General features: G+C 68.0%; 19 protein-coding genes. 8 read left to right on the top strand and 11 right to left on the bottom strand.

Going from position 1 to position 23,627, the window contains the following annotated elements; translation table 11 throughout:
- The first annotated feature begins 39 nt into the window (after window positions 1–39).
- The 7 genes from ACWEOI_RS21055 (at window position 40) to ACWEOI_RS21025 (ending at window position 10,209) form a co-directional block, all read left to right on the top strand.
- Window positions 40–2,352, top strand: a complete 2,313-nt coding sequence (locus tag ACWEOI_RS21055; RefSeq protein WP_452360676.1) for an arylsulfatase — start codon at window positions 40–42, stop codon at window positions 2,350–2,352.
- Between the two features lie 368 nt (window positions 2,353–2,720).
- Window positions 2,721–6,452, top strand: coding sequence for a nitrate reductase subunit alpha (locus tag ACWEOI_RS21050; RefSeq protein WP_433667764.1), 3,732 nt, complete (start codon window positions 2,721–2,723; stop codon window positions 6,450–6,452).
- A 10-nt stretch (window positions 6,453–6,462) separates the two neighbouring features.
- Window positions 6,463–8,178: a nitrate reductase subunit beta gene (gene narH, locus ACWEOI_RS21045; protein WP_452361056.1), complete on the top strand. Its 1,716-nt coding sequence runs from the start codon at window positions 6,463–6,465 to the stop codon at window positions 8,176–8,178.
- Window positions 8,175–8,369 carry a hypothetical protein gene (locus ACWEOI_RS21040; protein ID WP_433667766.1) on the top strand — a complete coding sequence of 65 codons (195 nt, stop codon included), beginning with the start codon at window positions 8,175–8,177 and terminating at the stop codon, window positions 8,367–8,369. The genes narH and ACWEOI_RS21040 overlap by 4 nt, the downstream gene beginning before the upstream one ends.
- The gene (gene narJ / locus ACWEOI_RS21035) at window positions 8,366–9,046 is read left to right on the top strand and encodes a nitrate reductase molybdenum cofactor assembly chaperone (RefSeq protein ID WP_433667768.1); all 681 of its coding nucleotides are present in this window, start codon (window positions 8,366–8,368) and stop codon (window positions 9,044–9,046) included. Before ACWEOI_RS21040 ends, narJ begins: the two co-directional genes overlap by 4 nt.
- Window positions 9,043–9,777, top strand: a complete 735-nt coding sequence (gene narI, locus ACWEOI_RS21030; protein WP_433667770.1) for a respiratory nitrate reductase subunit gamma — start codon at window positions 9,043–9,045, stop codon at window positions 9,775–9,777. Before narJ ends, narI begins: the two co-directional genes overlap by 4 nt.
- A gap of 126 nt (window positions 9,778–9,903) precedes the next feature.
- Window positions 9,904–10,209: a hypothetical protein gene (locus tag ACWEOI_RS21025; protein WP_433667772.1), complete on the top strand. Its 306-nt coding sequence runs from the start codon at window positions 9,904–9,906 to the stop codon at window positions 10,207–10,209.
- 186 nt (window positions 10,210–10,395) lie between these two features.
- Here ACWEOI_RS21025 and ACWEOI_RS21020 read toward each other — a convergent pair whose 3' ends face one another.
- The 8 genes from ACWEOI_RS21020 to ACWEOI_RS20985 all read right to left on the bottom strand — a co-directional run bounded on the left by ACWEOI_RS21020 (window position 10,396) and on the right by ACWEOI_RS20985 (window position 19,322).
- Window positions 10,396–11,064 (bottom strand): hypothetical protein, encoded by a 669-nt coding sequence (locus tag ACWEOI_RS21020; RefSeq protein ID WP_452360675.1) that lies wholly within the window; start codon window positions 11,062–11,064, stop codon window positions 10,396–10,398.
- Between the two features lie 100 nt (window positions 11,065–11,164).
- Window positions 11,165–12,700, bottom strand: a complete 1,536-nt coding sequence (locus ACWEOI_RS21015; RefSeq protein ID WP_433667775.1) for an alkaline phosphatase family protein — start codon at window positions 12,698–12,700, stop codon at window positions 11,165–11,167.
- 96 nt (window positions 12,701–12,796) lie between these two features.
- The gene (locus ACWEOI_RS21010) at window positions 12,797–14,140 is read right to left on the bottom strand and encodes an acyltransferase family protein (RefSeq protein ID WP_433667777.1); all 1,344 of its coding nucleotides are present in this window, start codon (window positions 14,138–14,140) and stop codon (window positions 12,797–12,799) included.
- Entirely contained in the window at window positions 14,137–15,042 is a 906-nt protein-coding gene (locus ACWEOI_RS21005) for a GDSL-type esterase/lipase family protein (protein ID WP_433667779.1), read from the bottom strand. The genes ACWEOI_RS21010 and ACWEOI_RS21005 overlap by 4 nt, the downstream gene beginning before the upstream one ends.
- 39 nt (window positions 15,043–15,081) lie before the next feature.
- Window positions 15,082–15,471: a hypothetical protein gene (locus tag ACWEOI_RS21000; protein ID WP_433667780.1), complete on the bottom strand. Its 390-nt coding sequence runs from the start codon at window positions 15,469–15,471 to the stop codon at window positions 15,082–15,084.
- Window positions 15,472–15,646: 175 nt separating this feature from the next.
- A complete protein-coding gene (locus ACWEOI_RS20995; RefSeq protein ID WP_452360674.1) occupies window positions 15,647–16,564 on the bottom strand; it encodes an SGNH/GDSL hydrolase family protein in 918 nt (305 codons plus the stop codon).
- An 18-nt stretch (window positions 16,565–16,582) separates the two neighbouring features.
- The gene (locus tag ACWEOI_RS20990; protein WP_357086951.1) at window positions 16,583–16,978 is read right to left on the bottom strand and encodes a hypothetical protein; all 396 of its coding nucleotides are present in this window, start codon (window positions 16,976–16,978) and stop codon (window positions 16,583–16,585) included.
- A 256-nt stretch (window positions 16,979–17,234) separates the two neighbouring features.
- Window positions 17,235–19,322, bottom strand: a complete 2,088-nt coding sequence (locus ACWEOI_RS20985; RefSeq protein WP_433667784.1) for a CocE/NonD family hydrolase — start codon at window positions 19,320–19,322, stop codon at window positions 17,235–17,237.
- Window positions 19,323–19,510: 188 nt separating this feature from the next.
- Between ACWEOI_RS20985 and ACWEOI_RS20980 the strand changes: the two genes are divergently transcribed.
- Window positions 19,511–20,092 carry a helix-turn-helix domain-containing protein gene (locus tag ACWEOI_RS20980; RefSeq protein ID WP_452360673.1) on the top strand — a complete coding sequence of 194 codons (582 nt, stop codon included), beginning with the start codon at window positions 19,511–19,513 and terminating at the stop codon, window positions 20,090–20,092.
- Here ACWEOI_RS20980 and ACWEOI_RS20975 read toward each other — a convergent pair.
- Genes ACWEOI_RS20975 through ACWEOI_RS20965 form a run of 3 tightly spaced genes read right to left on the bottom strand, consistent with a single transcriptional unit; the run spans window position 20,073 to window position 23,519 of the window.
- A complete protein-coding gene (locus tag ACWEOI_RS20975) occupies window positions 20,073–20,987 on the bottom strand; it encodes an SDR family NAD(P)-dependent oxidoreductase (protein ID WP_452360672.1) in 915 nt (304 codons plus the stop codon). The two genes, ACWEOI_RS20980 and ACWEOI_RS20975, sit on opposite strands and share 20 nt — an antisense overlap.
- Window positions 20,988–20,997: 10 nt before the next feature.
- Window positions 20,998–21,777 carry an SDR family oxidoreductase gene (locus ACWEOI_RS20970; protein ID WP_433667790.1) on the bottom strand — a complete coding sequence of 260 codons (780 nt, stop codon included), beginning with the start codon at window positions 21,775–21,777 and terminating at the stop codon, window positions 20,998–21,000.
- Window positions 21,774–23,519, bottom strand: coding sequence for an amidohydrolase family protein (locus ACWEOI_RS20965; RefSeq protein WP_433667792.1), 1,746 nt, complete (start codon window positions 23,517–23,519; stop codon window positions 21,774–21,776). The genes ACWEOI_RS20970 and ACWEOI_RS20965 overlap by 4 nt, the downstream gene beginning before the upstream one ends.
- Window positions 23,520–23,627: the final 108 nt, after the last annotated feature.

Genomic DNA, 23,627 nt, shown 5'->3' with positions numbered 1-23,627 from the left:
CCTGGCCGTCACACCGGCGGGCGGCCTTTGCTGGGGAGCATGTCAGTCCCCGCCCATGCCCGTGGTTATGAGAGCTTCTCCGGTGAGATCGGCCGCACCACCGCCGATTCCACACCGGAATGGCAGTATCCGCCGGTCGCGCCCGCCGGTGCGCCGAATGTCGTGGTGGTGCTGGTCGACGATATGGGATTCAGCGATATCGGCCCGTTCGGGTCGGAGATCGACACCCCGGTTCTCGATCGGCTGGCCGCGAATGGTTTGCGGCTCACCAACTTCCACACCACGCCACTGTGCTCGCCGTCGCGCGCGGCGCTGCTGACCGGAATCAATTCCCACCGCGCCGGTTTCGGTTTCGTCGCCAATGCCGATCCCGGATATCCCGGGTTGCGGCTGGAACTGGCCGACGATGTGCTGACGCTGCCGGAAATCCTGCGCGCCAACGGATATGCGACCTACGCGGTCGGGAAATGGCATCTGGTGCGCGACGCCACGCTGCACCCGGCCGCGCGACGCGATTCCTGGCCGACGCGACGCGGATTCGACCGGTATTACGGCTCCCTGGAGGGCCTGAACTCCTTCTACTACCCGAATCAGCTCATCTCGGACAGCTCGCCGGTGAATATCGAGGAGTATCCCGAGGACTACTACCTCACCGACGACTACACCGATCGCGCGGTCGGCTACATCAAGGAACTGCGCGCGCACGACGCCACCAAGCCGTTCTTCCTGTACTTCGCGCACACCGCCATGCACGGTCCGCTGCAGGCCAAACCGGAGGATCAGGCCAAATATCGGGGCCGCTACCGCGAGGGCTGGGATCGACTGCGGCAGAGCCGATTCGCCGCGCAGCTCGCGCAGGGCTTGTTTCCGCCCGGGACCGAGCAGAAGCCGCGCAATACCGAGCCGGGTTACGAGGCCCAGGAATGGGAGGCGCTGACCGACGAGCAGCGGTCGCGGTTCGAGCGGTACATGGAGGTGTACGCGGGCATGGTCGACAGCATCGACCAGAGCCTGGGCCGGATCGTGGACACCCTGGAACAGCTCGGCGAGCTGGACAACACCATCATCGTGTTCACCTCCGACAACGGCGGCACCGCGGAGGGCGGACCGGAGGGCACCCGCACCTACTTCGCGCAGTTCGCCCAGGTCGACGAGCCGGAGTGGGAGCGCGACGTCCCGCACGACGACGAACTCATCGGCACCGCCAAGCTCGGCGTGCACTATCCGCGCGGCTGGGGACAGGCCTCGAACACGCCGTTCCGGTTCTACAAGGGCCAGACCTTCGCGGGCGGGGTCCGGGTGCCGTTCGTGCTGTCCTGGCCGCAGGGGCTGCCGCGGACCGGCGACGACAGCGGGGTACGCCAGGAGTACGTCTACATCACCGATCTGGCTCCCACGCTGCTCGACCTGATCGGCCTGGAGCGGCCGAGTGTTCGTAACGGCCTGCCCGCCAAGGACTTCGACGGCATCTCCGCGGCACGGGTGCTGCACGATCCGTCCGCGGTCTCCCTGCATGTCGAGCAGTACTCGGAGATGACCGGCCATCGCGGCTTCTACCGCGACGGCTGGAAGCTGCTCGCCCTGCACGAGCCCGGCCGCGATATCGACGACCCGCGCTGGCAGCTCTTCGACGTCCGCGCCGACCCGACCGAGCTGCACGACCTGTCCGAGCGGCTGCCCGACAAGGTGGCCGAGCTCGCCGCCGCGTGGGACGAAGCCGCTTGGCACAACACGGTTTTCCCGTTGCTCACCCGCCAGGATCTGGCGCTGCGGCGGCCCGAGGAGGCGCGGCTCGGCGATCCGGTCCGGATCCTCCCGGGCACGCCCACGCTGGAGCGATACCGCTCCCAGCGGCTCATCGCCTATCGCGACTTCACCATCACCGTCGAACTCTCCGGTTATCGGGCCGGGGACGAGGGCGTCCTGGTCGCACACGGTGACCCACTCGGCGGTTACCTGCTCTATGTCGAGAACGGTCGACTGATCTTCGGTTACAACGCCTACGGGCGGTACGCCACCCTAGACGCGGGCGAGATCGCCGAAGGCAGTCGGCTCCTCACCCTGTCGGCGACGGTCCGGCCGCACCTGCGGTGGGATTTCACGCTGGGCATCGACGGGGTGCGCGCCGGCGAATTGCCCGACCAGGTGCAGTTGGCGGGCATGTCGCCGTGGACCGGCATCTCGGTCGGGCTGGACGCCCGGGGACCGGTGGCGTGGGACCTCCGGGAGCGCCGGGGTGTGTTCCGCTACAGCGGCGAGCTGCGCGCCGTCACGTATCGCCCTGGAGCCGTGCGTGTTCCGGAGGACGCGCAACGCGCGCTGGATGCCGAAGCCGAATTGATCGCGGAGTAGGCACGACGTCACGGCATTTCCAGGACCCTTGCCGAGTTCTTTCCCGCGAGCCCCCAACAGCGATCATCCAGCTATTCGAAGGTGTGTTAACAAATATTAAGTAAGCGAGAACCAACCGTTTCGGAAGCTTCACCGCCACTGGTCCGAAACACCCTCACGGGAACACGTTTCACCGGGCGCGGAAGGGTTTTCCCAGGTCGCGAGCGGAGGGTGTGACCTCGGCCGCTACCCCTCAGTGACCGGAACATTGCGGCGATCTCACAGCTCACAAACTCCTTTCGAGCATTGTGAGCAAACCGTTTTGATGCCTCCCCGGACGTCCCTACAGTCGAGCCAGCAGCCCGGTTTTCCAGCTCGAAGGGGGCGTTATGACCATCACGCAGAACGGACACTCGTCCGCCGATGCGCTGCTTCGACTGGGGAAGTACTTCAACCGCGGCGAGGTGTCCGGTGACTTGCGCACCCTGCACAAGACCGGTGGCCGTGAGGCCGACGAGTTCTATCGGGACCGCTGGTCACACGACAAGGTGGTGCGCTCCACGCACGGTGTGAACTGCACCGGCTCCTGCTCGTGGAAGATCTACGTCAAGGACGGGGTCATCACCTGGGAGTCGCAGCAGACCGACTACCCGAGTGTGGGCGCGGACAAGCCGGAGTACGAACCGCGCGGCTGCCCGCGTGGCGCGTCGTTCTCCTGGTACACCTACTCCCCCGCGCGCATCCGCTACCCGTACGTGCGCGGCGTGCTGCTCGAGCTGTACCGCGCGGCCAAGGAGCGGCTGAAGGATCCCGTGCTGGCATGGGAGTCCATCGTCGAGGACGCCGACAAGGCCAAGTCCTACAAGTCCGCGCGCGGCAAGGGCGGTTTCGTCCGCGCCGAGTGGTGGGAGGCCGCCGAGATCGCCGCGGCCGCGCACGTGCACACCATCAAGAAGTACGGCCCGGACCGGGTCGCGGGCTTCTCCCCCATTCCCGCCATGTCGATGGTGTCGCATGCGGTGGGCGCGCGGTTCATCTCGCTCATCGGCGGCTCCATGCTGTCGTTCTACGACTGGTACGCCGACCTGCCCGTCGCCTCCCCGCAGGTCTTCGGCGACCAGACCGACGTGCCGGAGTCCGCGGACTGGTTCGACGCCGGATACCTGATCATGTGGGGCTCCAACGTCCCGGTCACCCGGACCCCGGACGCGCACTACATGACCGAGGCCCGCTACCGCGGCCAGAAGGTCGTGGTGGTCTCCCCCGACTACGCCGACAACACCAAGTTCGCCGACGAGTGGGTGCCCGCCCGTCCCGGCACCGACGCCGCCCTGGCCATGGCCATGGGTCACGTGGTGCTGCGAGAGTTCTTCCTGGACAAGCAGACTCCCTACTTCGACGACTACGTCAAGCGCTTCACCGACCTGCCGTACCTGGTGGCGCTGGACGAGCACGACGGCGGCTGGGACACCGACGGTGACTACAGCGGCCACACCTTCACCCCCGGCAAGTTCCTCACCGCCGCCGATCTCGGCCACACCGGCGAGGGCGTGGAGCACCAGACGGTCCTGCTGGACGCGGACGGCGCTCCCCGGGTGCCCAACGGCTCCCTCGGCCACCGCTTCAACGAAGCGGGCAAGGGCCGGTGGAATCTGGATCTGGGGGACATCGATCCCCTGCTGACCCTGTACGGCCGCACCGATGATGTTGCGGCCGTGCAGTTCCCGCGCTTCGACGGGCTCTCCGCGGGCAGCGATGCGGCTGTCCTCACCCGCGGCGTGCCGACCACCGTCATCGCGGGGCGACGGGTGACGACGGTGTTCGATCTCCTGCTGGCGCAGTACGGCGTCGGACGGTCCGGCCTGCCCGGCAATTGGCCGACCGGCTACGACGACGCGACTCAGCCCTACACTCCCGCCTGGCAGGAGTCGATCACCGGCGTCCCCGCCCAACAGGCCGAACGCCTCGGGCGCGAATTCGCCGACAATGCCGAGCGTTCCCGGGGCCGGTCCATGATCCTCATGGGCGCGGGAACCAACCACTGGTTCCACAGCGACCAGATCTACCGCTCCTTCTTCACCCTGACGCTGCTCACCGGCTGCCAGGGCGTGAACGGCGGCGGCTGGGCGCATTACGTGGGCCAGGAGAAGTGCCGACCCGTGACCGGCTGGGCCACACTGGCTTTCGCCTCCGACTGGCAGCGGCCGCCGCGCCAGATGCAGGGCACCGTGTTCTGGTACCTGGCCAACAACCAGTGGCGCTACGACCCGTTCACCAGCGAATCCTTCGCCTCGCCGCTGAGCAAGGGCGCGTTCGCCGGGCGGACCGCGGCCGACAATATCGCGCTCGCTTCGCGTTTGGGCTGGATGCCGTCCTACCCGACGCTGAACCGCAATCCGCTGGATCTGGTCGACGAGGCGGACGAGGCGGGCAAAGCGCCCGCCGACTACGTGGTCGACGGCCTCAAGTCCGGCGATCTGCGCTTCGCTTGCGAGGATCCCGACGCGCCGGAGAACTTCCCGCGTGTCCTCACCGTGTGGCGCGCCAACCTGCTCGGCTCGTCCGGTAAGGGCAACGAGTACTTCCACAAGCATCTGCTCGGCGCCGATTCCAACCTGCAGACCACCGAGGCCACCGGCATTCGCCCGCAGGAACTGGAATGGCGCGACGAGGCCGCCACCGGGAAACTGGACCTGTTGATGTCGATGGACTTCCGCATGACGTCCACGACCCTGTTCTCCGACATCGTGTTCCCGGCCGCCACCTGGTACGAGAAGCACGACCTGTCCTCCACCGACATGCACCCCTTCGTGCACGCCTTCACCCCGGCGATCTCCCCGCCGTGGGAGGCGAAGACCGATTTCGAGGCCTTCCACCGCATCGCCCGCGGGTTCTCCTGGCTGGCCGAGAAGCATCTCGGCGTGCGCAAGGACCTGGTCGCGATGCCGTTGCAGCACGACACCGCTGACGCCATGGCGCAGGCCGGTGGCCGGGTACTGGACTGGAAATACGGTGAATGCGAACCCGTTCCGGGTGTCACCATGCCGAAACTCGTTGTCGTCGAACGCGACTACCCGAAGGTCGCGGAGAAGATGGCCGCGCTCGGACCGCTCGTGGAAACTCTGGGACTCACCACGAAGGGTGTCACCACAATTCCCGATGCCGAGGTAGATTACCTGCGCGGCGTGAACGGCACGGTGGTTTCCGGTGTCGCGCAGGGCCGTCCGTCTCTGGCCAAGGACACCCACGCGGCCGAGGCGATCCTGGCACTGTCCGGCACCACGAACGGCCGGCTCGCGGTGGAAGGGTTCCATGCGCTCGAAGAGCGCACCGGAACCGAGCTGGCCGATCTGGCTGCCGAGCACGAGGGTAAGCGAATCACCTTCGCCGACACGCAGGCCCGGCCCGTTCCGGTGATCACCTCACCGGAATGGTCCGGGAGCGAGACCGGCGGACGCCGCTACTCCCCCTTCACCATCAATGTCGAGCGGTCCAAGCCCTGGCACACCCTCACCGGCCGCCAGCACTTCTACCTCGACCACGACTGGATGATGGAGCTCGGCGAGCAGCTGCCGATCTACCGGCCGCCGCTGGACATGAGCGCGTTGTTCGCCGAACCCGGCATCGGCAACGTCGATGGCAACGGGGTGACCGTTCGGTATTTGACGCCGCACTCCAAGTGGTCCATCCACTCCGCGTATCAGGACAATCTGCACATGCTCACGCTTTCGCGTGGCGGGCAGGCGATCTGGATGTCGGACGTGGACGCCAAGAAGATCGGCGTCGCCGACAACGACTGGATCGAGGCGATCAACCGCAACGGCATCGTGGTGGCGCGCGCCATCGTCTCGCACCGCATGCCCGAGGGCACCGTGTTCATGTACCACGCCCAGGACCGCGCGGTGAACGTCCCCCGCATCGAGGGCGGCGAGAACACCAAGGTCGGCAAGGGCAAGCGCGGTGGCATCCACAACGCGCTGACCCGGATCATGATCAAGCCCTCGCATCTCATCGGCGGCTACGCGCAGCAGTCGTTCGCGCTGAACTACCACGGCCCCACCGGAAATCAGCGCGACGAGGTCACCACGATTCGTAAGCGCTCGCAGGAAGTGGAGTACTGATATGCGCGTCATGGCTCAGCTCGCCATGGTCATGAACCTGGACAAGTGCATCGGCTGCCACACCTGCAGCGTCACCTGCAAGCAGGCGTGGACCAACCGCTCGGGCACCGAATACGTCTGGTTCAACAATGTGGAAACCCGTCCGGGACAGGGTTATCCGCGGCGTTACGAGGACCAGGAGAAGTGGAAGGGCGGGTGGACCCTCGACAAGAAGGGCCGCCTGACGCTGAAGTCCGGATCCCGAATGAAGCGGCTGCTCAATATCTTCGCCAACCCGGACCTGCCCACCGTGTCGGACTACTACGACCCGTGGAGCTACGACTACGAGAACCTGCTGTCCGCCCCGCAGATGGACACCACCCCGGTGGCCAAGCCCAAGTCGCTGATCACCGGTGAGGACACCAAGGTCACCTGGGGCGCGAACTGGGACGACTCGCTGGGTTCGGGTCCCGAGCAGGTCGGCAAGGACCCGTTGCTGGCCAAGCTGTCCGAGCAGGTGAAACTGGAGTTCGAAGAGACCTTCATGTTCTACCTGCCGCGCATCTGCGAGCACTGCCTCAACCCGTCCTGCGCGGCGTCCTGCCCCTCCGGCGCGATCTACAAGCGCGCCGAGGACGGCATCGTGCTCGTGGATCAGGACAAGTGCCGCGGCTGGCGGCAGTGCGTGAACGCGTGCCCGTACAAGAAGATCTACTTCAACCACAAGACGGGCAAAGCGGAGAAATGTACTTTCTGCTACCCGCGTGTGGAAGTCGGCATCCCGACCGTGTGCTCGGAGACCTGTGTCGGCCGGCTGCGCTACATCGGCGTCATGCTCTACGACGCCGACAAGGTGCTCGAGGCCGCCTCGGTCGAGAACGACCAGGACCTGTACCCGTCACAGCTGGGCGTCTTCCTCAACCCGCACGACCCGCGCGTCATCGCCGAGGCCGAACGGGCCGGAATCTCCCCGGAATGGATTGCCGCCGCACAGGATTCGCCGGTCTACAAGCTGATCGTCGACTACCAGATCGCGCTGCCGCTGCATCCGGAATACCGCACCATGCCGATGGTCTGGTACGTGCCGCCGCTGTCGCCGGTGGTCGACACCCTCACCCAGACCGGGCACGACGGCGAGAACCACAACAACCTGTTCGGAGCGATCGACGCGCTGCGAATTCCGTTGGAGTACCTGGCCGAACTGTTCACCGCCGGTGAGATCGGCCCGGTGCGCGCCTCGTTGCAGCGGCTGGCGGGCATGCGGTCGTTCATGCGCTCGATCAACCTCGGCCAGGAGCCCGACCTGTCCATCCCGGACGCGGTCGGCCTGGAGCCCGAGGAGATCGAGGCCATGTACCGGCTGCTCGCCATCGCCAAGTACGAGCACCGCTACGTGATCCCCTCCGGCGCGACTTCCAAAGCGCACGAACTGGATTCGCTCGCCACCGGCTGCTCCCTGGACACCGACGGCGGCCCGGGCATGACGGCCTTCGACTACATGGCCGACAAGTTCCACCTCACCGATACCAACGGTGCCGCCGCACCCGAGCAGAAGTCCAACCGGATCAACCTGCTCAACTGGGACGGCAAGAGCACCAGCGGGCTGGTGCCCACGTCCGCCAACGGCAACGGCGCCGCTGGTAATGGCAATGGAGCCAATGGAAATGGGCACCACACCCCCGCACCGGAGCCGGCGGCCGTCGACACCGAATCGATCGAACCCGAACCGACGGGAGCGGCGCGATGAACCTGCTCAGACTGCGGCGGCGTTCCGTACCCGCCGTCACCGCGAGCGACAACGATCGGCGTGAGGTGTGGCGGCGGGACGCGCTGTCGCTGGACTACCCGCACCCGCGCACCCGCGCGCTGATCGACGAGCTCGACGCCAACTCCGAAACCGGTGGCGCCGCACCGGAATCCACCGAGGCGTCGCGATGAGCCTGCTGAAACTGCGCCGCCGCCCCGAGCCCGCCGTCGCCCTGAGCGACCGGGACCGGCGGCTGGTGTGGCGGCTGAGCGCGCTGCTGCTGGACTACCCGAACGCGCAGACTCTCTCGCTGCTCGACGAACTCGACGCCGCCGCCGCGGAACTGCCGGACTCGGTGCGCCCGCTGCTGGCCGGGTTCCTCACCCATCTGCGCACCGGCGACCCGATCGCCCTGGCCCAGGAGTACGTCGAGACCTTCGACATGCGCCGCCGGGCCAGCCTGCACCTGACCTTCTACGCCTACGGGGACACCCGTAAACGCGGGATGGCGCTGCTGCGGTTCAAGCACGCCTACCGGCACGCCGGGGTCGAACTCGGCGACGAGGAACTGCCCGACCACCTGCCCGTGCTGCTCGAATTCGCCGCCACCGTCGACCCGATCGGCGGCGAACGGCTGCTGGGCGAACACGTCCCGGTCCTGGAACTGCTGCGGTTGTCGCTTTCCGACAGCGGATCTCCCTACGCCGGGGTGCTGGCGTCGGTGGTGGCGACCCTGCCACCGGTCACCACCGCCGACCGCCGGCGCATCGCCGAACTCGCCGCCCAGGGCCCGCCGGAGGAAGAGGTCGGCCTCGACCCCTTCGCCATGGACCCGCTCGCCTTCTCCGGAACGGAGGCCCGCCGATGAGCTCCGCGCTCTGGCTGATGCTCCCCTACATCGCCTTCACCTCGTTCGTGCTGGGCCACCTGTACCGCTACCGCACCGACCAATTCGGCTGGACCACACGGTCTTCGCAGATCCACGAGTCGCGGCTGCTGAAGCTGGGCAGCCCGCTGTTCCACTTCGGCATGCTCGGGGTGATCGGCGGACACGTGATGGGTGTGCTCATCCCGGAGTCCTGGACCGATGCCATCGGCGTGTCCGAGGAGGCGTACCACCTGGTCGCCGTGTCCGCGGGATCGGTTGCGGGACTGGCGGTCATCATCGGCGTCGCCATCCTGGCATACCGCCGGCTCACCGTCTCCGCCGTCCGGCAGGCCACCTCGGTCAACGACAAGGTCATGTACGTCCTGCTGACCGCGGCGCTGGTCACCGGCCTGCTCAACACCTGGGGCAGCAATCTGCTGTGGGGCACCTACAACTACCGCGAGACCGTGTCGCCGTGGTTCCGCAGCCTGTTCACCCTGCACCCGGAGCCGGAGCTGATGGTCGGCACGCCCTGGACCTTCCAGCTGCACGGGCTGGTCGTGCTGGCGCTCATCGCCTTCTGGCCCTACACCCGCCTGGTGCACATGTTCTCCGCGCCGGTCGGTTACCTGGTGCGGCCGTACGTGGTCTACCGCAGCAAGCCCGACAAGTCCGCGGACAAGAAGCGCTACGCGAAAGCCTGGGAGACCCCGGCCATTCCGCGCCGCTGAGGCGGATTTCGCACATCAGGAAACCGGGCGTTCATCGAATAGTCGATGGCGCCCGGTTTCTCGCGGTGTTATCGTTCGGCCCGGCCCAACCGACTGGTCGGGCCTGAATTGTCTTCGGGGGAATCCATGTTCAATTGGTATGTCGGCCTGCTCGCGCTCAGCGGGGTGATCATGCTGGTGCTCGCCTCCGTCCGTGAGGGGCAGAGCAACACCGCGCGCACCATCGACGCCGTCTTCGGGCTGGTCTATCTCGGCTACGCCTTCTACCTCGCGTTCCTCTTCGACGGCGACTCCTACCTGATCTTCTTCCAGGCCTTCATCCTGCCGGTCGTGATGGTGGTCAATTTCTTCCGCAATCGCACGCCGAAGCCGAAACTCACCGACACCCAGAAGGCCTGGCGCGAATACCAGAAGTCGAACGGGCAACAATAGCCGGGTGTTCTCGAAAAAGACCGAGCCCGAGCGGGTCACGCCACCCAAAACGCCCTGCCCCGACTGCGGGGGACACCGGGTAGCGGTGGGCTGCAGTATGGAGATGCGTCTGGTGCCGCGTGGGGGCGGGCGGTCGCTGTCGGACCTGCGCGCGCTGGTCTGTCTCGGTTGCGGGCGGGTGTTCTTCTACGCCGACCGGCTCGACATGGTGCGCGAGGCGATGAAGTCGAGGACCTCCTGAGCGCTGTGCACGGACTGCTCCCGGGCGGCGGACCGCAGGCGGTCCAGGGCGTCGTCGACGCGCTCGTCCGGGCTCTGATCCGCGCCCAGCACTACGATCGCCTCCCAGGTCGCCGGCCCCGGATCCGGCTGGGCCAGTAGCTCTTCCAGGTAGGCGCCGGGCTCGAGGAGGCGCAGGGCGCGACGGCCGTGGGCGTGTACGCGGCGGGGCAGCTCGGCGCGGATGGCCTCGATGTCCTCGGCCTGGACATGGCCCGGCTGGTAGCGATCCAGCCGCACCGACCACAGCTCGTCGGGCTCGGCGGGCAGACCCTCGCCGGGGAGCAGGCCGGGGCCGGACGCCGCCTCGGGCGCGAGGGGGCGCAGTCCGTAGCGCTCGGTGCGCCACACGCGGAATTCCTGCCAGGCCGCCGGGGTCGCCCACGCGCCCAGGCCGAAGCGCAGCACCTGCTGTCCGCCGGTGAAGGTGCGGAAGGTGCGGGTGCGGGCGATGGTGGCCACGCCCTCGGGCAGCACCCGCGTCCAGGTGGGGTCGGCCCCCTCGAAACCGTACGGCTGCAGCAACTTCCCCGTGTCGCGCATCAGGCGGCGCAGTGCCGATTCCGGTTTCACCATCCTCGCAGATTAGCGGTGGCCGCCGACAGGATCCCGGACCTCCGCCATCCACCCAGGACGCGGCGCGTCGCAATGGACACGCCGCGCCCGGGGCCAGATGTCAGTGGCCGGAATAGATGTCGTTCACCGTGCCCGCGTAGCGGTCGTTATTGGTGAGCGGTTGCAGACCCAGAGCGGTGTCGATGGTGCGGAGCAGACCGTACTGGTCGGTGCGCTGGGAGCTGGTGTACCCGGCCTTCACCGTGTTCTGCGACCCGAGCACGATGGTCGGAACGCGGTTCGGGTACATCGGGCCGAACGCCTTGACCGTGCCCTCGTCGAAGGTCACGATCAGCAGGGAACGCTGTGTCTTCCACGCCGGCGAGTTCAGGATCGCCGGCAATGTGGCACTCAGCCACTGGTCGCCCGAGGCGACGCCGCAGCCCTCCATGTTGTGGCATTCGTTGGCCGCGAACCACACGAAATTCGGTGTGGTGGCGGCGGATTGCAGGTCGGTCTTCATCTGCGTGAGCGGCTGCAGGTGCGCGGCGCAGTAGGCCGGATCCGATTTCATGTTCTGGAAGTACAGGAACGGCAGGTCGTCCTGGTAGTACTCGCCATGCTGGGTCTGATCGCAGTTGCCGTTGGCGTCCTCGGCGTACCCCTTCCAGGTCTTGCCCGCGGCGTCGACGCTGTTACCGATATGGCGCGCGTTCAGAGTCGTGGTGGTCACGCTGTTGTCGACCAGCCCGTACAGTCCGCCCGCCGCCAGGGCGACGTAGTTCGGATCGCTCGGATGCGTGGTCGCGAAGGACTGGCTCAACGTCGAGCCCTGCGGCCGCAGGCCATTGATGTAGGGGGCCTGAGAGTTTCCGATGATGCCGGTGATGCCGTCGTAGTCCTGGTTCTCCAGGTAAACCATGAAGACGTGGTCGTAGCCCGGCACCGTGGTGGTGGACTGGCTCAGCGACGGCGCGGGCAGGGCGGCGCCGATGGTAAACGACAGATTGTCGGCGTAGCCGTCGGTGGTGTCGCCGTTGGTCCAGGTGAAGTCCACCGCGACCCGCACCGAGCGGGTGCCCTTGGGCAGCGTGCCCTTCACATCGCGCTGCAGCAGTTCGGTTTTGAGGCCGCGGTCGATGCTGCTCACGCTCCCGGCGTCGGCCGAACCGATCTTGGAACGCGACCCGTCGAGGAAGGACACGGTCAGGCCGGCCTTGTCCATCTGCGCGCCGTAGCCGCCCAGCCAGCCATTGAGGTCGAAGCTCACGCCACCCTGGTCGATGGCCGCGGCGGCGCCGGAGATGTCGATCCACTGATCCATCTCGGAGCTGCCGGTACCGCCGCCGGTGAAGAACTTCGCGCCGCGGTCCGACGGGCCGGTCGAGGACGGTCCGGGCCAGCCGGATTGGCCGTAGCACACCGCGTTCGGCTCGCCCTTGCCGGCGTTCCAGCCCGGCAGCGTCATGCCGTCGAGCCCGCGTGGTGAGCACTGCGCCACCGCTTCGGCATCGCCGTCCACGATCAGGTTCGGGCTGGTGACCGCGGCCTGCGCCACGGTGGGGGTGACGGCCGAGCCGCTCAGGACGGACAGTGCGGCCGCCGCCGAGAGGGCGAGGACCTTGCCGAGGTGTTGTCGAACGCCATTGTGGCGCATAGGTATTCCTTACGGGTCGTTACAAATACGACCCGAATGGAACACGCTTCAGATGTCCAGCCGCCCGACCTGTCATGGCCGGGCGGTGAACACCGTTTACTTAACGGGCTTCTTCTTCTTGGAGCGGGCCCAGTTGTTCATGATCGGCAGGTCCACCCAGTGGTAGAGCGCCGCCGCGATCACCGTCGACACCACCAGGCTCAGCATCGCGAAGCCCGCCCAGCCGACGACGCCGAACTCCTTGCCGCCGATCAGGTATCGGGTGATCAGCACCATGACCGGGAACTGGATCAGATAGAAGGCGAAGGAGATATTGCCCAGCCACACCATGCGCGGATGGGAATTGACCTTGCCGATGCCGTGCAGGTCACGGTTCGCCATGGTGGCGACCACCGCGGTCATCGGGGCCAGCATCAGGACCGACATCTTGTAGTTCACCGGCACGACCCAGGTCAACGCGTACGAGATGGTCAGCGCGACCATCGGCCACAGCAGGTTGGTGTTGCGCCACTTGCCTTCCAGCACCATGCGCGCGGCCAGCACGCCGAGGAAGAACTCCGGCAGGCGGGACAGCGGGAAGGTGTAGCTCAGCCAATACGACAGCGACACCGGGATGTTCGCCTGCTGGAACCACGCCGGGGAGGCGTGCAGCTCGTAGTACGGCGACGTGGTGCCCGGGACCAGTCGCGGCGCGAACGCGTTCGCGATGCCCTTGGGGCCGTCGAAAAACAGGAAGTACGAGGTGTGCAGGGCGGCGATGCCCAGCAGCAGGACCGCCGCCGCCAGCACCAGCCGGCGCGTGGGGATCTTCATGATCAGCGGCAGCACCAGCGGGAAGCTCAGGTAGAACAGCATTTCCGCGGCCAGCGACCAGGACGGCACGTTCAGGCCGCCGACCGTGGTCCACTTGGGCACGTAGGTGTGCACCAGCAGCAGGTTCGGCACCCACACCACCGCGCGGTGCAGCGGCACGCTCGCCACCACGATGAACGCCGCGGCCGCCAGCAGATGGGACGGGTAGATCTTCAGCACGCGACGGCGATAGAACGCGCCCTTCGCCATGCCCGGCCGGAACGACCAGTAGATGATGAAGCCCGACAGCACGAAGAAGAAGGTCACACCCGCCGCGCCGAGCTGCATCGGAATCCACGCGTGGATGTTCCGGAACATCTCCGACTTCTGGAACGGGTACACCGGCAGGAACACCAGTGCGTGCAGCACGAACACCGCGAACGCCGCCCACCAGCGCGCGCCGGTCAGCGACGGCAGCGGCGGGCGGACCCGGGCGGCGCGTTCGATGACGGATTCGACGGCGGGCGCGGCGGTTTCGACAGGGCGGGCCGCGGGCGCCGGTTGGATCAGTTGAGTGGAGAAGGACTCCACCGCGAGCGCGGTGGGATCCTCCCGCGTGCCGGGCACGACTTCGGGTGGTCGGGTCATCGGGCGTACCTCTCCTGCAGGGCGTTGGCAATCACGGCGTCGCCCTGCGGAGCCGGATGGAACGGCAGACCGGCGACATTGACTTTCGGGTCGAACACGCCGTTGACCCACTGGTCGGGTGTGCACAGCCCGTGCCCGCGGGTGAGCGCCCGGCTGTCGAGGTACTCGATCTTCAACAGGGCCGCGGCTTCCCGCTGCGCCTGATCGAATCGATCGAGGTAGTCGACGACCGTGCGGCCCTTGGGCTGGCCGATCTCGAGACCGGCGATATCGAAGCAGATCGCGTCCTGGCCGGGCGTGAACAACTCCGGATACCCGACGATCACGATGCGCGCGTTCGGGGCGTAATACCGGACGTAGGCGACGACCTTGCTGATCCGTGCGGCGTACTCGGCGCCGGTCACGTTCTTCGGGTCGGCCATCCGGCCGTCGGCCACCGCGTCGGCCCCACAGCCGCCCGCGGGGTCGTAGAAGCAGGCCTGCATCGAGTCCCACGGCGACTTCGTGGAGTCGCCCCACACATCGTTGAGACCGAACTGCAGGGTGACCAGCTTCGTCTTCGGACCGAACGCGCCCGCCTTGTCGGCGTTGCTCGCCTGGACCTTCAGGATGTAGCCGTTCCCGGTGTCGATCGACGCGCCCGGGCAGGACTGGTTCCACACCTGTCCGTCGCCGCGCAGGCCCAAGCGGTCCTGCAGCTGCGCCGGCCAGGCGGTGGCGCCGTGCTGACAGGTCTTGTCCTGCCCCAGCGGGTCCCACCCGTTCGCGGTGAACGAGTCACCCAGAATGACCAGTTCTCTACCTTGCGGAGTCGAATCCGCCTGTGCCCCCGAAGTTCCCGCCATGGTCGCGGCGACTGCCATCACCGCGGCACACAGCCACCGTCCGTTGTTTCCCGACACGTGCACTTATCTCCGTCTTTCAGAACCTGCGCTGGTGCGTCAGTACCCTGCGCGAGGCTCGAAGCCGGGGGCGTCCAGCGTCGGCGGCGCCTGCTTGGCGGGCGCTTCGACCTGCGGCGCGGGCTTGGGCGCGACCGGCTGCGGCGCGACCTGCTGCGGCGCGGGTGCCTCGACCTGCGGCGCGGGCGCCGGGGCGGGGGCCTCGGCCTTGGGGGCCTCGGTGGTGGCCGGCGGGGCGGCGGGCGCGGGGGCCGCGCTGCTCGCGGGAGCGGCCGAGCTGCTCGCCGGGGCGACCACGGAGGTGGTCGTGGCGGGCGAGTCGGTGGCCTTGTCGCTGCCACACGCAGCGAGTCCACCGATGAGCAGGACGGAACCGATGGCGGCCACGGTGGCGCGAGCGGTCGACTTGCCGGTGATGCGGATGTTCATGTTGGAACCCTCGTATCGCAAATTGAACTGCGGATTTTTCACTTTTGCGCGGAGTGTACAAGAGGCTGCGAGAGCCGCGACAGGGGTTCGGCAAACTGCAAAACCCCTGCGCAACCAGCAGACTCGACGAGTAGCTACCGACGGACAAACCGTCGATAACCGGCTGTGCACACGGTCAGTGACCGTAGCGGTCGTAGATGGCGCGGGCGACGACGGTGTCACCCTGGGTGGACGGATGGAAGAACAGACCGTCGAGATCTGTCCGGGGGTCGAACACACCGTTCAGCCACGGCTGCGACGAGCAGAGCCCATGACCGGTGGTGAGCCCGCGGGCATCGAGGAACTCGATCCCGAGTAGTTGGGCGGCTTCTCGCTCCGCCTTGTCGATCCGGTCGAAGTACTCGACCACCGCGCGACCACGCGACTGGATGAAGGGCGCGACGCCGCCGATGCTCAGGCAGACCGTGCCGGTGCCCGGCGTGAACAGCTCCGGGTAACCGACCAGGACGATCTTCGCGTTCGGCGCGTAGTACTTGATGTAGGTGACGGCATTGCTCATGCGCTTGGCCATCAGCGCGCCGGAGACCCCGTTGTAGTCGGGGAAACGGTTCTCGTCGACGGCCTCGGGGTCACAGCCGAGCGGAAGGTTGAACACGCACTTCTGCAGCGACCCCCACAGCGTCTGGTCGTTCTTGCCCCACTTGTCGTTGAGGCTGAACTGCAGCGTCACCAGCTTGGTCCTGGGACCGAACGCGCCTTCCTTGTCGGCCTTCTGCGCCTGCTGGGCCATGGTCCAGCCCGGGCCGCTGTCGATCGACGAACCGGGGCAGGACGGGTCCGACACCCGGTCGGTGCCGTGCACGCCCATCAGCTCGGCCAGCTGCACCGGCCAGGCGGTGCGCCCGTGCCGATTGCAGGAGTTGTCCGCGTCCATGAAGTCCCAGGCGTTCGCCGAGAACGAATCGCCCAGGGTCACAAGCTCTCTGCCCCCGGCGCCCGGATCGGCGCCGGCGGGGGCGGTACTCATCGCGGAGACCGAGGCCGCCACCGCGACGACGGCAGCACACAGCCACCGTCCATTCTTGCCCAGCAACTGACTAGTCCAGCTCTCTCAGTATCCGGCGCGGGGTTCGAAGCCCGGTGCGTCCAGGGTGGGCGGGGCGGGCTTCGCGGGCTGCTCGACCTGCGGAGCGGGCTTGGGCGCCACCGGTTGCGGGGCGACGGGCTGCGGCGCGGGGGCTTCCGGCGCGACGGGCTGCGGGGCGGCCGGTTCGGTGGCCGCGGGCTCCGGCGCGGGAGACTCGGCGGGCGCGGGAGCGGCGGCCGTGGTGGTGGGCGCGGGGGCGCCCGTGGCCTTCACCGCCGACGACACCACCGCACCACCGGTCGGTGAGCCCTCTGAGGACTTGTCGCTGCCGCACCCTGTGACCCCCGCGAACAACAACGCCCCGCCGAGCACTGCCGCGGCGGCACGAACGGCGAACACCCCTGGTGTAGCAGACTTCATCAGTACCTCGAATCGGAGCTCAAAACTGAAGTGATAGATGTTCACTTCAGCGGGGAGTGTACAAAACCAGCCACCCCTACCCGCCCGGATTCGGAAAACTGGCCCCGACTGCTGGGGGCATCGGATCCGGTCCGCCCTGATCAGGCAAACCGTACCCGCAACCACCGGTTCCAGTCGGTCGGCACCCGAAACTATCCCACCCAGTGGTCCGGGGCTACCCCCCAGCGAGCCCCGGACCCCTCGGCGCGCCGCGGAACTAGTCCGGGATCGCGACCGTCGACGGGAGGTTCACCCAGCTGGGGGCGTCGGGATCCAGCCGCAGATGTTCGGGCTTCAGACCGGAATCGGCCAGGAAGATCATCGGCGGGAGGGCCTTGGGGAAATTGCTCGCGTAGACGTCGATCCGGAGGCGGTGGCCGGGCCGCAGGACGGCCTCGATCGGGGTCAGGGCGATATCGAGGGTGACCGGGACGCCGGGGACGGTCTGCTGCCGCCGAGCCAGGTCCAGGTAGTAGTGGGGTTCGGTGTAGTCGCCGTTGGCGGAGCGGAGGCTGGCGTCCTCGTCGATCTGACGCATGGAGGCAACCAACTGGCCGGTCGCGATCTCGTGCGAGACACCGTCGGGGGCAACATCGTTGACGGTCGCGACCCAGTACCCGTCGGCGGCGTCCTCGACCACGTTCAGGTGGACGTTAATCGGGCCCGACACCGTGGTCGGGGCGGACACCGGGCTACTGGTGAAGGACAGGCCGTCGTTCTCCCAGACACGGGAATCGTTGGTGCACAGGTCGAGAATCGCGGTCAGGCCCGCGGTGATGCGGGCGGCGTCGCGGCCGCACAGGCTCGACAGGGCCGGGGTGACCGTCAGATCGCGCACGGCCGGCTGCCCGGGGTCGGCGGACAGGCCGCCGTCGTAGCGGGAGCCGGGACCGGTGCCGGACGGGATGTCGTTCAGATACATCCGGCGGTAGACGGCGTCCGCGCGCGGGAACTCCGGCGCGTCGGTCCAGCCGCCGCCCTGCTGCTTCACGATCAGCGGCGTGAATCTGTCCACGCCATTGTCGATTCCGCGCAGCCAGTGGTCGAACCAGGCCCGCTGCAACACATCCAGGCGCGGCGGCATCCCCGGATGGCCGAAACCGCCGACGCCGGAACCCAGGTGGTAGCCGTCGCCCATGATCAGTTTCTTCTGCTCGGGCGGCAGCGGGATGGCGGCGAAGGTGTCGGTGGGCGTGGTGCCGAAGATGTCGAACCACGCGCCCACCATGAAGGTCGGGACCCGGATGTGGGTGATGTCGGTCTTCAGGCCCCGCCGGAAGCCCGAATTCGGGTCCACCAGTTCACGGGTCCGCGCGGTCAGCTGGTCGGGGGTCAGGGCGGTGTAGCCGTTGACGACCATGTCGACCAGGGTCAGCGGATCGGCGAGGCGGTCGCGCAGCCAGCGGGATTGCTGTGCGGGATCGAACTTTCCGACCAGCAGCGCGGTCACGTCCGGAATCATCTTGAGCGCGTTGACCCCCAGCAGCCACGGCACCAGGAAGCCGACGCCCACCGCGGCGCCCGGGCCCGCGATATCGGTGAAGATGTCGGCGCTGCCCTCGTAGGCGAACACGGCCTTCAGGCCCGGCGGCATCCGGTCGGTGGCCTCCAACGCGGTGATCGCGGTGAACGAGATCCCCATGGCCCCAACGGTTCCGTCGCTCCAGGACTGGCGGGTGATCCAGTCCACCACCTCGGCGACATCCTGCTTCTCCCGGTCGCCGAAGACCTGCCAGGCGCCCTCGGAGGTGCCGGTGCCCCGGGTGTCGACCTGCACCAGGGTGTATCCCGCCTCGGCGAGCGCCCAGTCCTGCGCGGCCGCCTCCAGCGCCCCGGAATCCAGCTGCCGGGTCATGTCGAACAGGCCGTCCACCCCGACGCCCGGCAGATTCAGCGACGCGGCCCACGCCTCCAGCGGCTGTTTGATGCCGAGGCCGTCGGCGGCGCTGAGCACCGCCTCGCCGATCAGCAGCGGCAGCTTGCCGTATCCCTGCATCTGGAGGATCACCGGCCGGCGACCGTCCGGGACACGGCCGTTGTCGGCGGGATGAATGATGTCGGCCTTGAGCACGACGCCGTCGGACATGGTGATCGGCACGGCGAGATCGGGGACGATCCCGTTGTGCGGCTGCGGTCCGTCCACCGCGGCGGTCCAGTCCGCCGCGTACGGGCCGCCGTCGATTCCGGTGAATGCGGTGTCCGACACGGCCATCGGGGCGAGGAACTGGGTTCCCGCCACCACCGCGGCCATGATCACCAGTACTTTCCCGGCCGATCTCCGGGTTCGCCATCGCACCTTCAGCATTGAGTCCCACCTCTCGCACCGTTGTTGGGACAGATTGTTGCTACTGGCTGGTAATAACGACTCGCCCCAGGGCGACATCGTTTTACCCCTGTGCGACAAGCACATTCGGCCATTCCGTCCCAGACAGTCGGCGGGCCAGGTTACGATCCCCCGCGCAGACGAAGAACCGGCGGGAGGGCGACCGGCCGATGGCGATCATGGCGCGCGCGGCGAGCCTGCGCGGATACCGCGAACTCATCGACGAACTGGGCGGCGACGGCGCGGCCCTGCTCCGGCGATTCGGGATCACCCCCGAGGCCATCGCCGACGGCGACGCCCTGGTTCCCGCCGAATCCCTGGGCCGGGCACTGAAAGTCGCCATGGAGTTCCTGGACCGCAACTACCCCGGCCCCGACCGGACCACGGCCGCGCGGGTCCGGGCGGCCATCGATCGCGCCCTGCTCGAATCCCGGGCCGACATCGACACCGTGGCCCGCATGCTCACCGTGCACGAGCGCACCCTGCAACGCGCATTGGCCGCCGAGGGAACGACTTTCACGGCCCTGCTCGACGCGGCCCGCCGCGATATCGCGCACGGGCTGCTGTGCGAGACCGATCTGCCGATGAGCCGCATCACCACCCTGATCGGGCTGCGCGAACAGTCCGCGCTGACCCGGGCGGTGCGGCGCTGGTACGGCCGGACGCCGCAACAGGTCCGGAACGCGGCCCGCGCGGTCGAACCACGCGGGGCCGGGACCGGTGTCGACCGACCTACGACGACGGGGCGATGAGGCGTTCGGAGAGCCCCCACAGAGCCGCGGCGGTGGCCGGGTCGGTGGCGTGCGGACTGGCCTGGGCGACAGCGCAATCCGCGAGGTAGCCGCCCGAGTGCGCGGTCAGGTCGGGGGCGGTCGCCGCCAGGACCGAGGTCGCGGCCGCTTCCGGGATCGTCTTCAGGGCGGTCACGGCCGAGGGATTGCGGGAGGTGAGTTTGCGCATCTCGGCGAAGTCCTCGCGGGACATGTGCCGGGACAGGTCGGTGGCGCACACGCCCGGGTGCACGGCGTAGGCGTGGATGCCCCGCTCCGCGCCTCGGGCCGCCAGTTCCACCGTCATCAGGATGTTCGCGGACTTGGATTGCCCGTAGCTCGCGAACTTGTCGTACTCGCGGCGCTCGAAGTTCGGGTCGTCGAGGTCGGCCGGGTACGCGTGATGCGCCGCCGAGGACACGGTGACGACGCGGCTCGCGGCACCGGACCGGTCCGCACCCGCCGACAGTGCGGGCAGCAGGCCGGTGGTGAGGGCGAAGTGGCCGAGATGGTTGGTGCCGAACTGCGATTCGAAGCCGTCGGCGGTGCGGCCGAACGGCGTGTACATCACCCCGGCGTTGTTGATCAGGAGGTGCAGCGCGGGCGCGCGCTCGGCCACGGCCCGCACGGCCGCGCGAACGCTGCCGAGATCGCTCAGGTCCAGCCCCACGACATCGACTGTCGCACCGGGAAACCGCTCACGGATACCGGCCGCGACCGTGCCCGCCGCGACGGTGTCACGAGCGGCGAGCAGGACCGTGGCGCCGGCGGCCGCGAGGGCACGGGCGGTCTCGGCTCCGAGACCACCCGTGGTTCCCGTGACCAGGGCTACGCGACCGGTGAGGTCGATTCCGGCGATGACCTCATCGGTGTCCATCGCGTGCCGCTCAGCCCGCGAGCTTCGCGAGGTTGGGGAAATTGCTCAGCTCCCAGCCGCCGTCCACCACCATGTCGATGCCCGTGACATAGGAGGCCTCGTCGGAGGCGAGGAACAGGCACGGGCCCGCGATCTGTTCCGCGGTCGCGGGCGCGCCCATCGGAATGCGGTCCAGGAACATCTGTTTGGCGGGCTCGTACCCCATGACCGCCGCGACCAGCGGGGTGTCCACCAGGCCGGGCAGCACGGCGTTCACCCGGATGCGGTGCTGCGCCAGTTCCAGGGCCGCGTTCTTGGAGAACATGACCACGCCCGCCTTACCCGTGGAGTACGGGCTGCCGCCGGGCATGGGGACCCGGGCGTCCAGGGACGAGATATTGACGATCGAGCCGCCACCGGTCGACTTCATCAGGCGCGCTTCGTGTTTGGTGCACAGGAAGACGCTCTTCTGGATGAGGTCGATGGTGAAGTCCCAATCCGCCTCGGTGAGGTCGGTGACCGCCCCGATGCGGGACGCGCCCGCGCAGTTGAAGGCGGCGTGCAGACCGCCGAACCGCGATGCGGCGACTCCGATTCCCGCCTCCACCTGGGCCTCGTCGGTGACATCGGTGACCGCCGGGACGAAGGCGTCACCGAGTTCGGCCGCCCGCTTCTCCAGTCCGGCCGCGTCGATGTCGAGGCCGACGACATTCCCGCCCTCGGCGATCACGGCGGCCGCGATGGCCGAACCGATGCCGGAGGCGGCGCCGGTGACGACCGCGGTGCGGCCCTCGAATCTGCGTGCGTTCATCGGGCACCCGCCTTCAGGAATTCGCCGGTCCGTTCCGTGCCGAGCGTCTCGGCCTTCTCGCCGAGCCCGAACACGAACTCGCCGTTGACCAGCACCGCGGTGACGGTCTCGTCATTGCGGTTGACCATGCGCGACAGGTTGTCGTACTCCGGAACCGGGTTCTCGGCGTAGGCGGTGAGGCTGTCGTCGAGCCGCTCGGGATCGATGATCAGCACATCGGCCCGGTCGCCCTCGCGCAGATGCCCGGCGTCGAGGTCGTACCAGTCGGCCAGCTCACCGGTGACCCGGTGCACGGCGTGCTCGACCGTCATGAACGGGTTGCCCGCCCGCTGCGCCCGCTGCACCCGCTCCAGCAGCCGCAGCCCGAAGTTGTAGAACGCCATGTTCCGCAGGTGCGCGCCCGCGTCCGAGAAGCCCAGCTGCACACTGGGATCCGCGGCCAGCACGTTCAGCACCTCGGGCCGGTGGTTGGAGATGGTGGTGCGCCAGCGCACCTTGGGCCCGTACTCCACCACCAGATCCAGGAAGGCGTCCACCGGGTGCACGCCGCCGCGATCCACGCCGACCTGACCGAAGGTCTTGCCGATCACGCTCTCATCGGGGCATTCGGTGATCTCGGCGTCGAAGAAGTCGCGGTGCCAGACTCGCGGGCCCCACTTCTTGTCGTAGTCCTTGCGGAACCAGCGCCGGTATTCCTCGTCGGCCAGCAGCGCGCGGCGTTCCTCGATCTGGTTGGACAGGTGCAGAGCCGCGGCGCCGGAACCGAATTCCTCGAACACCGGCAGGTCGATACCGTCGGAGTACACCTCGAACGGCACCGGCAGGTGCTGCCAGCGGAAGTCGCCGCCCAGCTTGTTGATGATCTTGCCGAGCAGCGGGAAGACCTTCACCACACCGGGAATGGCCTTGATGTCGGCCGCCGACAGCAGGCTCACCTTCAGGTGCGGGCGGAAGAAGCCGAGGCTGCTGGCCGCCATGCCGATCAGGCTCTGCGGCTTGGCCACGTCCGGACCGCCCTGCAACGCCCGCTTGCGATCGCGCAGAATGCGATTCAGGCGACGCCGCTCCTTGGCGGTGGCGTAGGTCGAGGGCAGGGTGCGCGAACGGCACACCTCGCCGTCGAGCTTGTCGAACAGCAGCTGCTGCGAGGACATGCCGACGAAGCCCGCGTCCAGGGCCTCGGTCAGCTTGTGCTCCATGGCCGTCAGCTCGTTCTCGGTCGGCTTCACCTTCGGGTCGGTGGCGCGGGTCAGACCCAGCTGCGCCGCCCGGATGTCCGAATGACCGATGAACGCGGCCACATTCGGGCCCAGCGGCAGCGACTCCAGCGCCGCCACATAGCTGTGCGCGCTGTTCCAGGTCTTGAGCGCGTCGACCGCCTCCACCACGTGCTTGCGCGGAATCGCCTCCACCCGGCCGAACAGGTCGCCCGCGTCCGAACCGCCGACGTGCACGGTGGACAGCGAGCACGAGCCCAGCAGCAGGGTGGTGACGCCGTGCCGCAGCGACTCCGACAGCGTCGGGTCGAGCAGCACCTCCACGTCGTAGTGGGTGTGGATGTCGATCATGCCGGGCATGACCCAGCGGCCGGTCGCGTCGATCACGCGCCCGCAGTCGGTTTCGTCCAGCGGCGCGGCCGAGACCGTCGCCACCCGGCCGTCACGGATGCCGAGATTGCGGATGGCCGACGGCGCGCCGGTTCCGTCGAACCAGCGGCCGTTCTTGATGATGGTGTCGTACACAGGAATTCACTTCCCCAGAGTGAGGTCGCGGCGCAGCACCTTGCCGGTGGCGTTGCGCGGCAGCGGATCCGCGGTGACCAGCCAGCGGGCGGGCACCTTGAAGTAGGC

The sequence above is a fragment of the Nocardia sp. NPDC004340 genome (assembly GCF_053602575.1).
This window is presented reverse-complemented; position numbering and strand designations above follow the sequence as displayed.

What these genes read in the sequence shown, in the direction of transcription:
- ACWEOI_RS21010 (WP_433667777.1), bottom strand. Translation starts at nt 14,140, where the DNA reads ATGACCCGACCACCCGAAGTCGTGCCCGGCACGCGGGAGGATCCCACC.
- ACWEOI_RS20970 (WP_433667790.1), bottom strand. Translation starts at nt 21,777, where the DNA reads ATGAACGCACGCAGATTCGAGGGCCGCACCGCGGTCGTCACCGGCGCC.
- narH (WP_452361056.1), top strand. Translation starts at nt 6,463, where the DNA reads ATGGCTCAGCTCGCCATGGTCATGAACCTGGACAAGTGCATCGGCTGC.
- ACWEOI_RS21015 (WP_433667775.1), bottom strand. Translation starts at nt 12,700, where the DNA reads ATGCGCCACAATGGCGTTCGACAACACCTCGGCAAGGTCCTCGCCCTC.
- ACWEOI_RS21025 (WP_433667772.1), top strand. Translation starts at nt 9,904, where the DNA reads ATGTTCAATTGGTATGTCGGCCTGCTCGCGCTCAGCGGGGTGATCATG.
- narI (WP_433667770.1), top strand. Translation starts at nt 9,043, where the DNA reads ATGAGCTCCGCGCTCTGGCTGATGCTCCCCTACATCGCCTTCACCTCG.
- ACWEOI_RS20980 (WP_452360673.1), top strand. Translation starts at nt 19,511, where the DNA reads ATGGCGATCATGGCGCGCGCGGCGAGCCTGCGCGGATACCGCGAACTC.
- ACWEOI_RS20990 (WP_357086951.1), bottom strand. Translation starts at nt 16,978, where the DNA reads ATGAAGTCTGCTACACCAGGGGTGTTCGCCGTTCGTGCCGCCGCGGCA.
- ACWEOI_RS20975 (WP_452360672.1), bottom strand. Translation starts at nt 20,987, where the DNA reads ATGGACACCGATGAGGTCATCGCCGGAATCGACCTCACCGGTCGCGTA.
- ACWEOI_RS21040 (WP_433667766.1), top strand. Translation starts at nt 8,175, where the DNA reads ATGAACCTGCTCAGACTGCGGCGGCGTTCCGTACCCGCCGTCACCGCG.
- ACWEOI_RS20985 (WP_433667784.1), bottom strand. Translation starts at nt 19,322, where the DNA reads ATGCTGAAGGTGCGATGGCGAACCCGGAGATCGGCCGGGAAAGTACTG.
- ACWEOI_RS21020 (WP_452360675.1), bottom strand. Translation starts at nt 11,064, where the DNA reads ATGGTGAAACCGGAATCGGCACTGCGCCGCCTGATGCGCGACACGGGG.
- narJ (WP_433667768.1), top strand. Translation starts at nt 8,366, where the DNA reads ATGAGCCTGCTGAAACTGCGCCGCCGCCCCGAGCCCGCCGTCGCCCTG.
- ACWEOI_RS21050 (WP_433667764.1), top strand. Translation starts at nt 2,721, where the DNA reads ATGACCATCACGCAGAACGGACACTCGTCCGCCGATGCGCTGCTTCGA.
- ACWEOI_RS21000 (WP_433667780.1), bottom strand. Translation starts at nt 15,471, where the DNA reads ATGAACATCCGCATCACCGGCAAGTCGACCGCTCGCGCCACCGTGGCC.
- ACWEOI_RS21055 (WP_452360676.1), top strand. Translation starts at nt 40, where the DNA reads ATGTCAGTCCCCGCCCATGCCCGTGGTTATGAGAGCTTCTCCGGTGAG.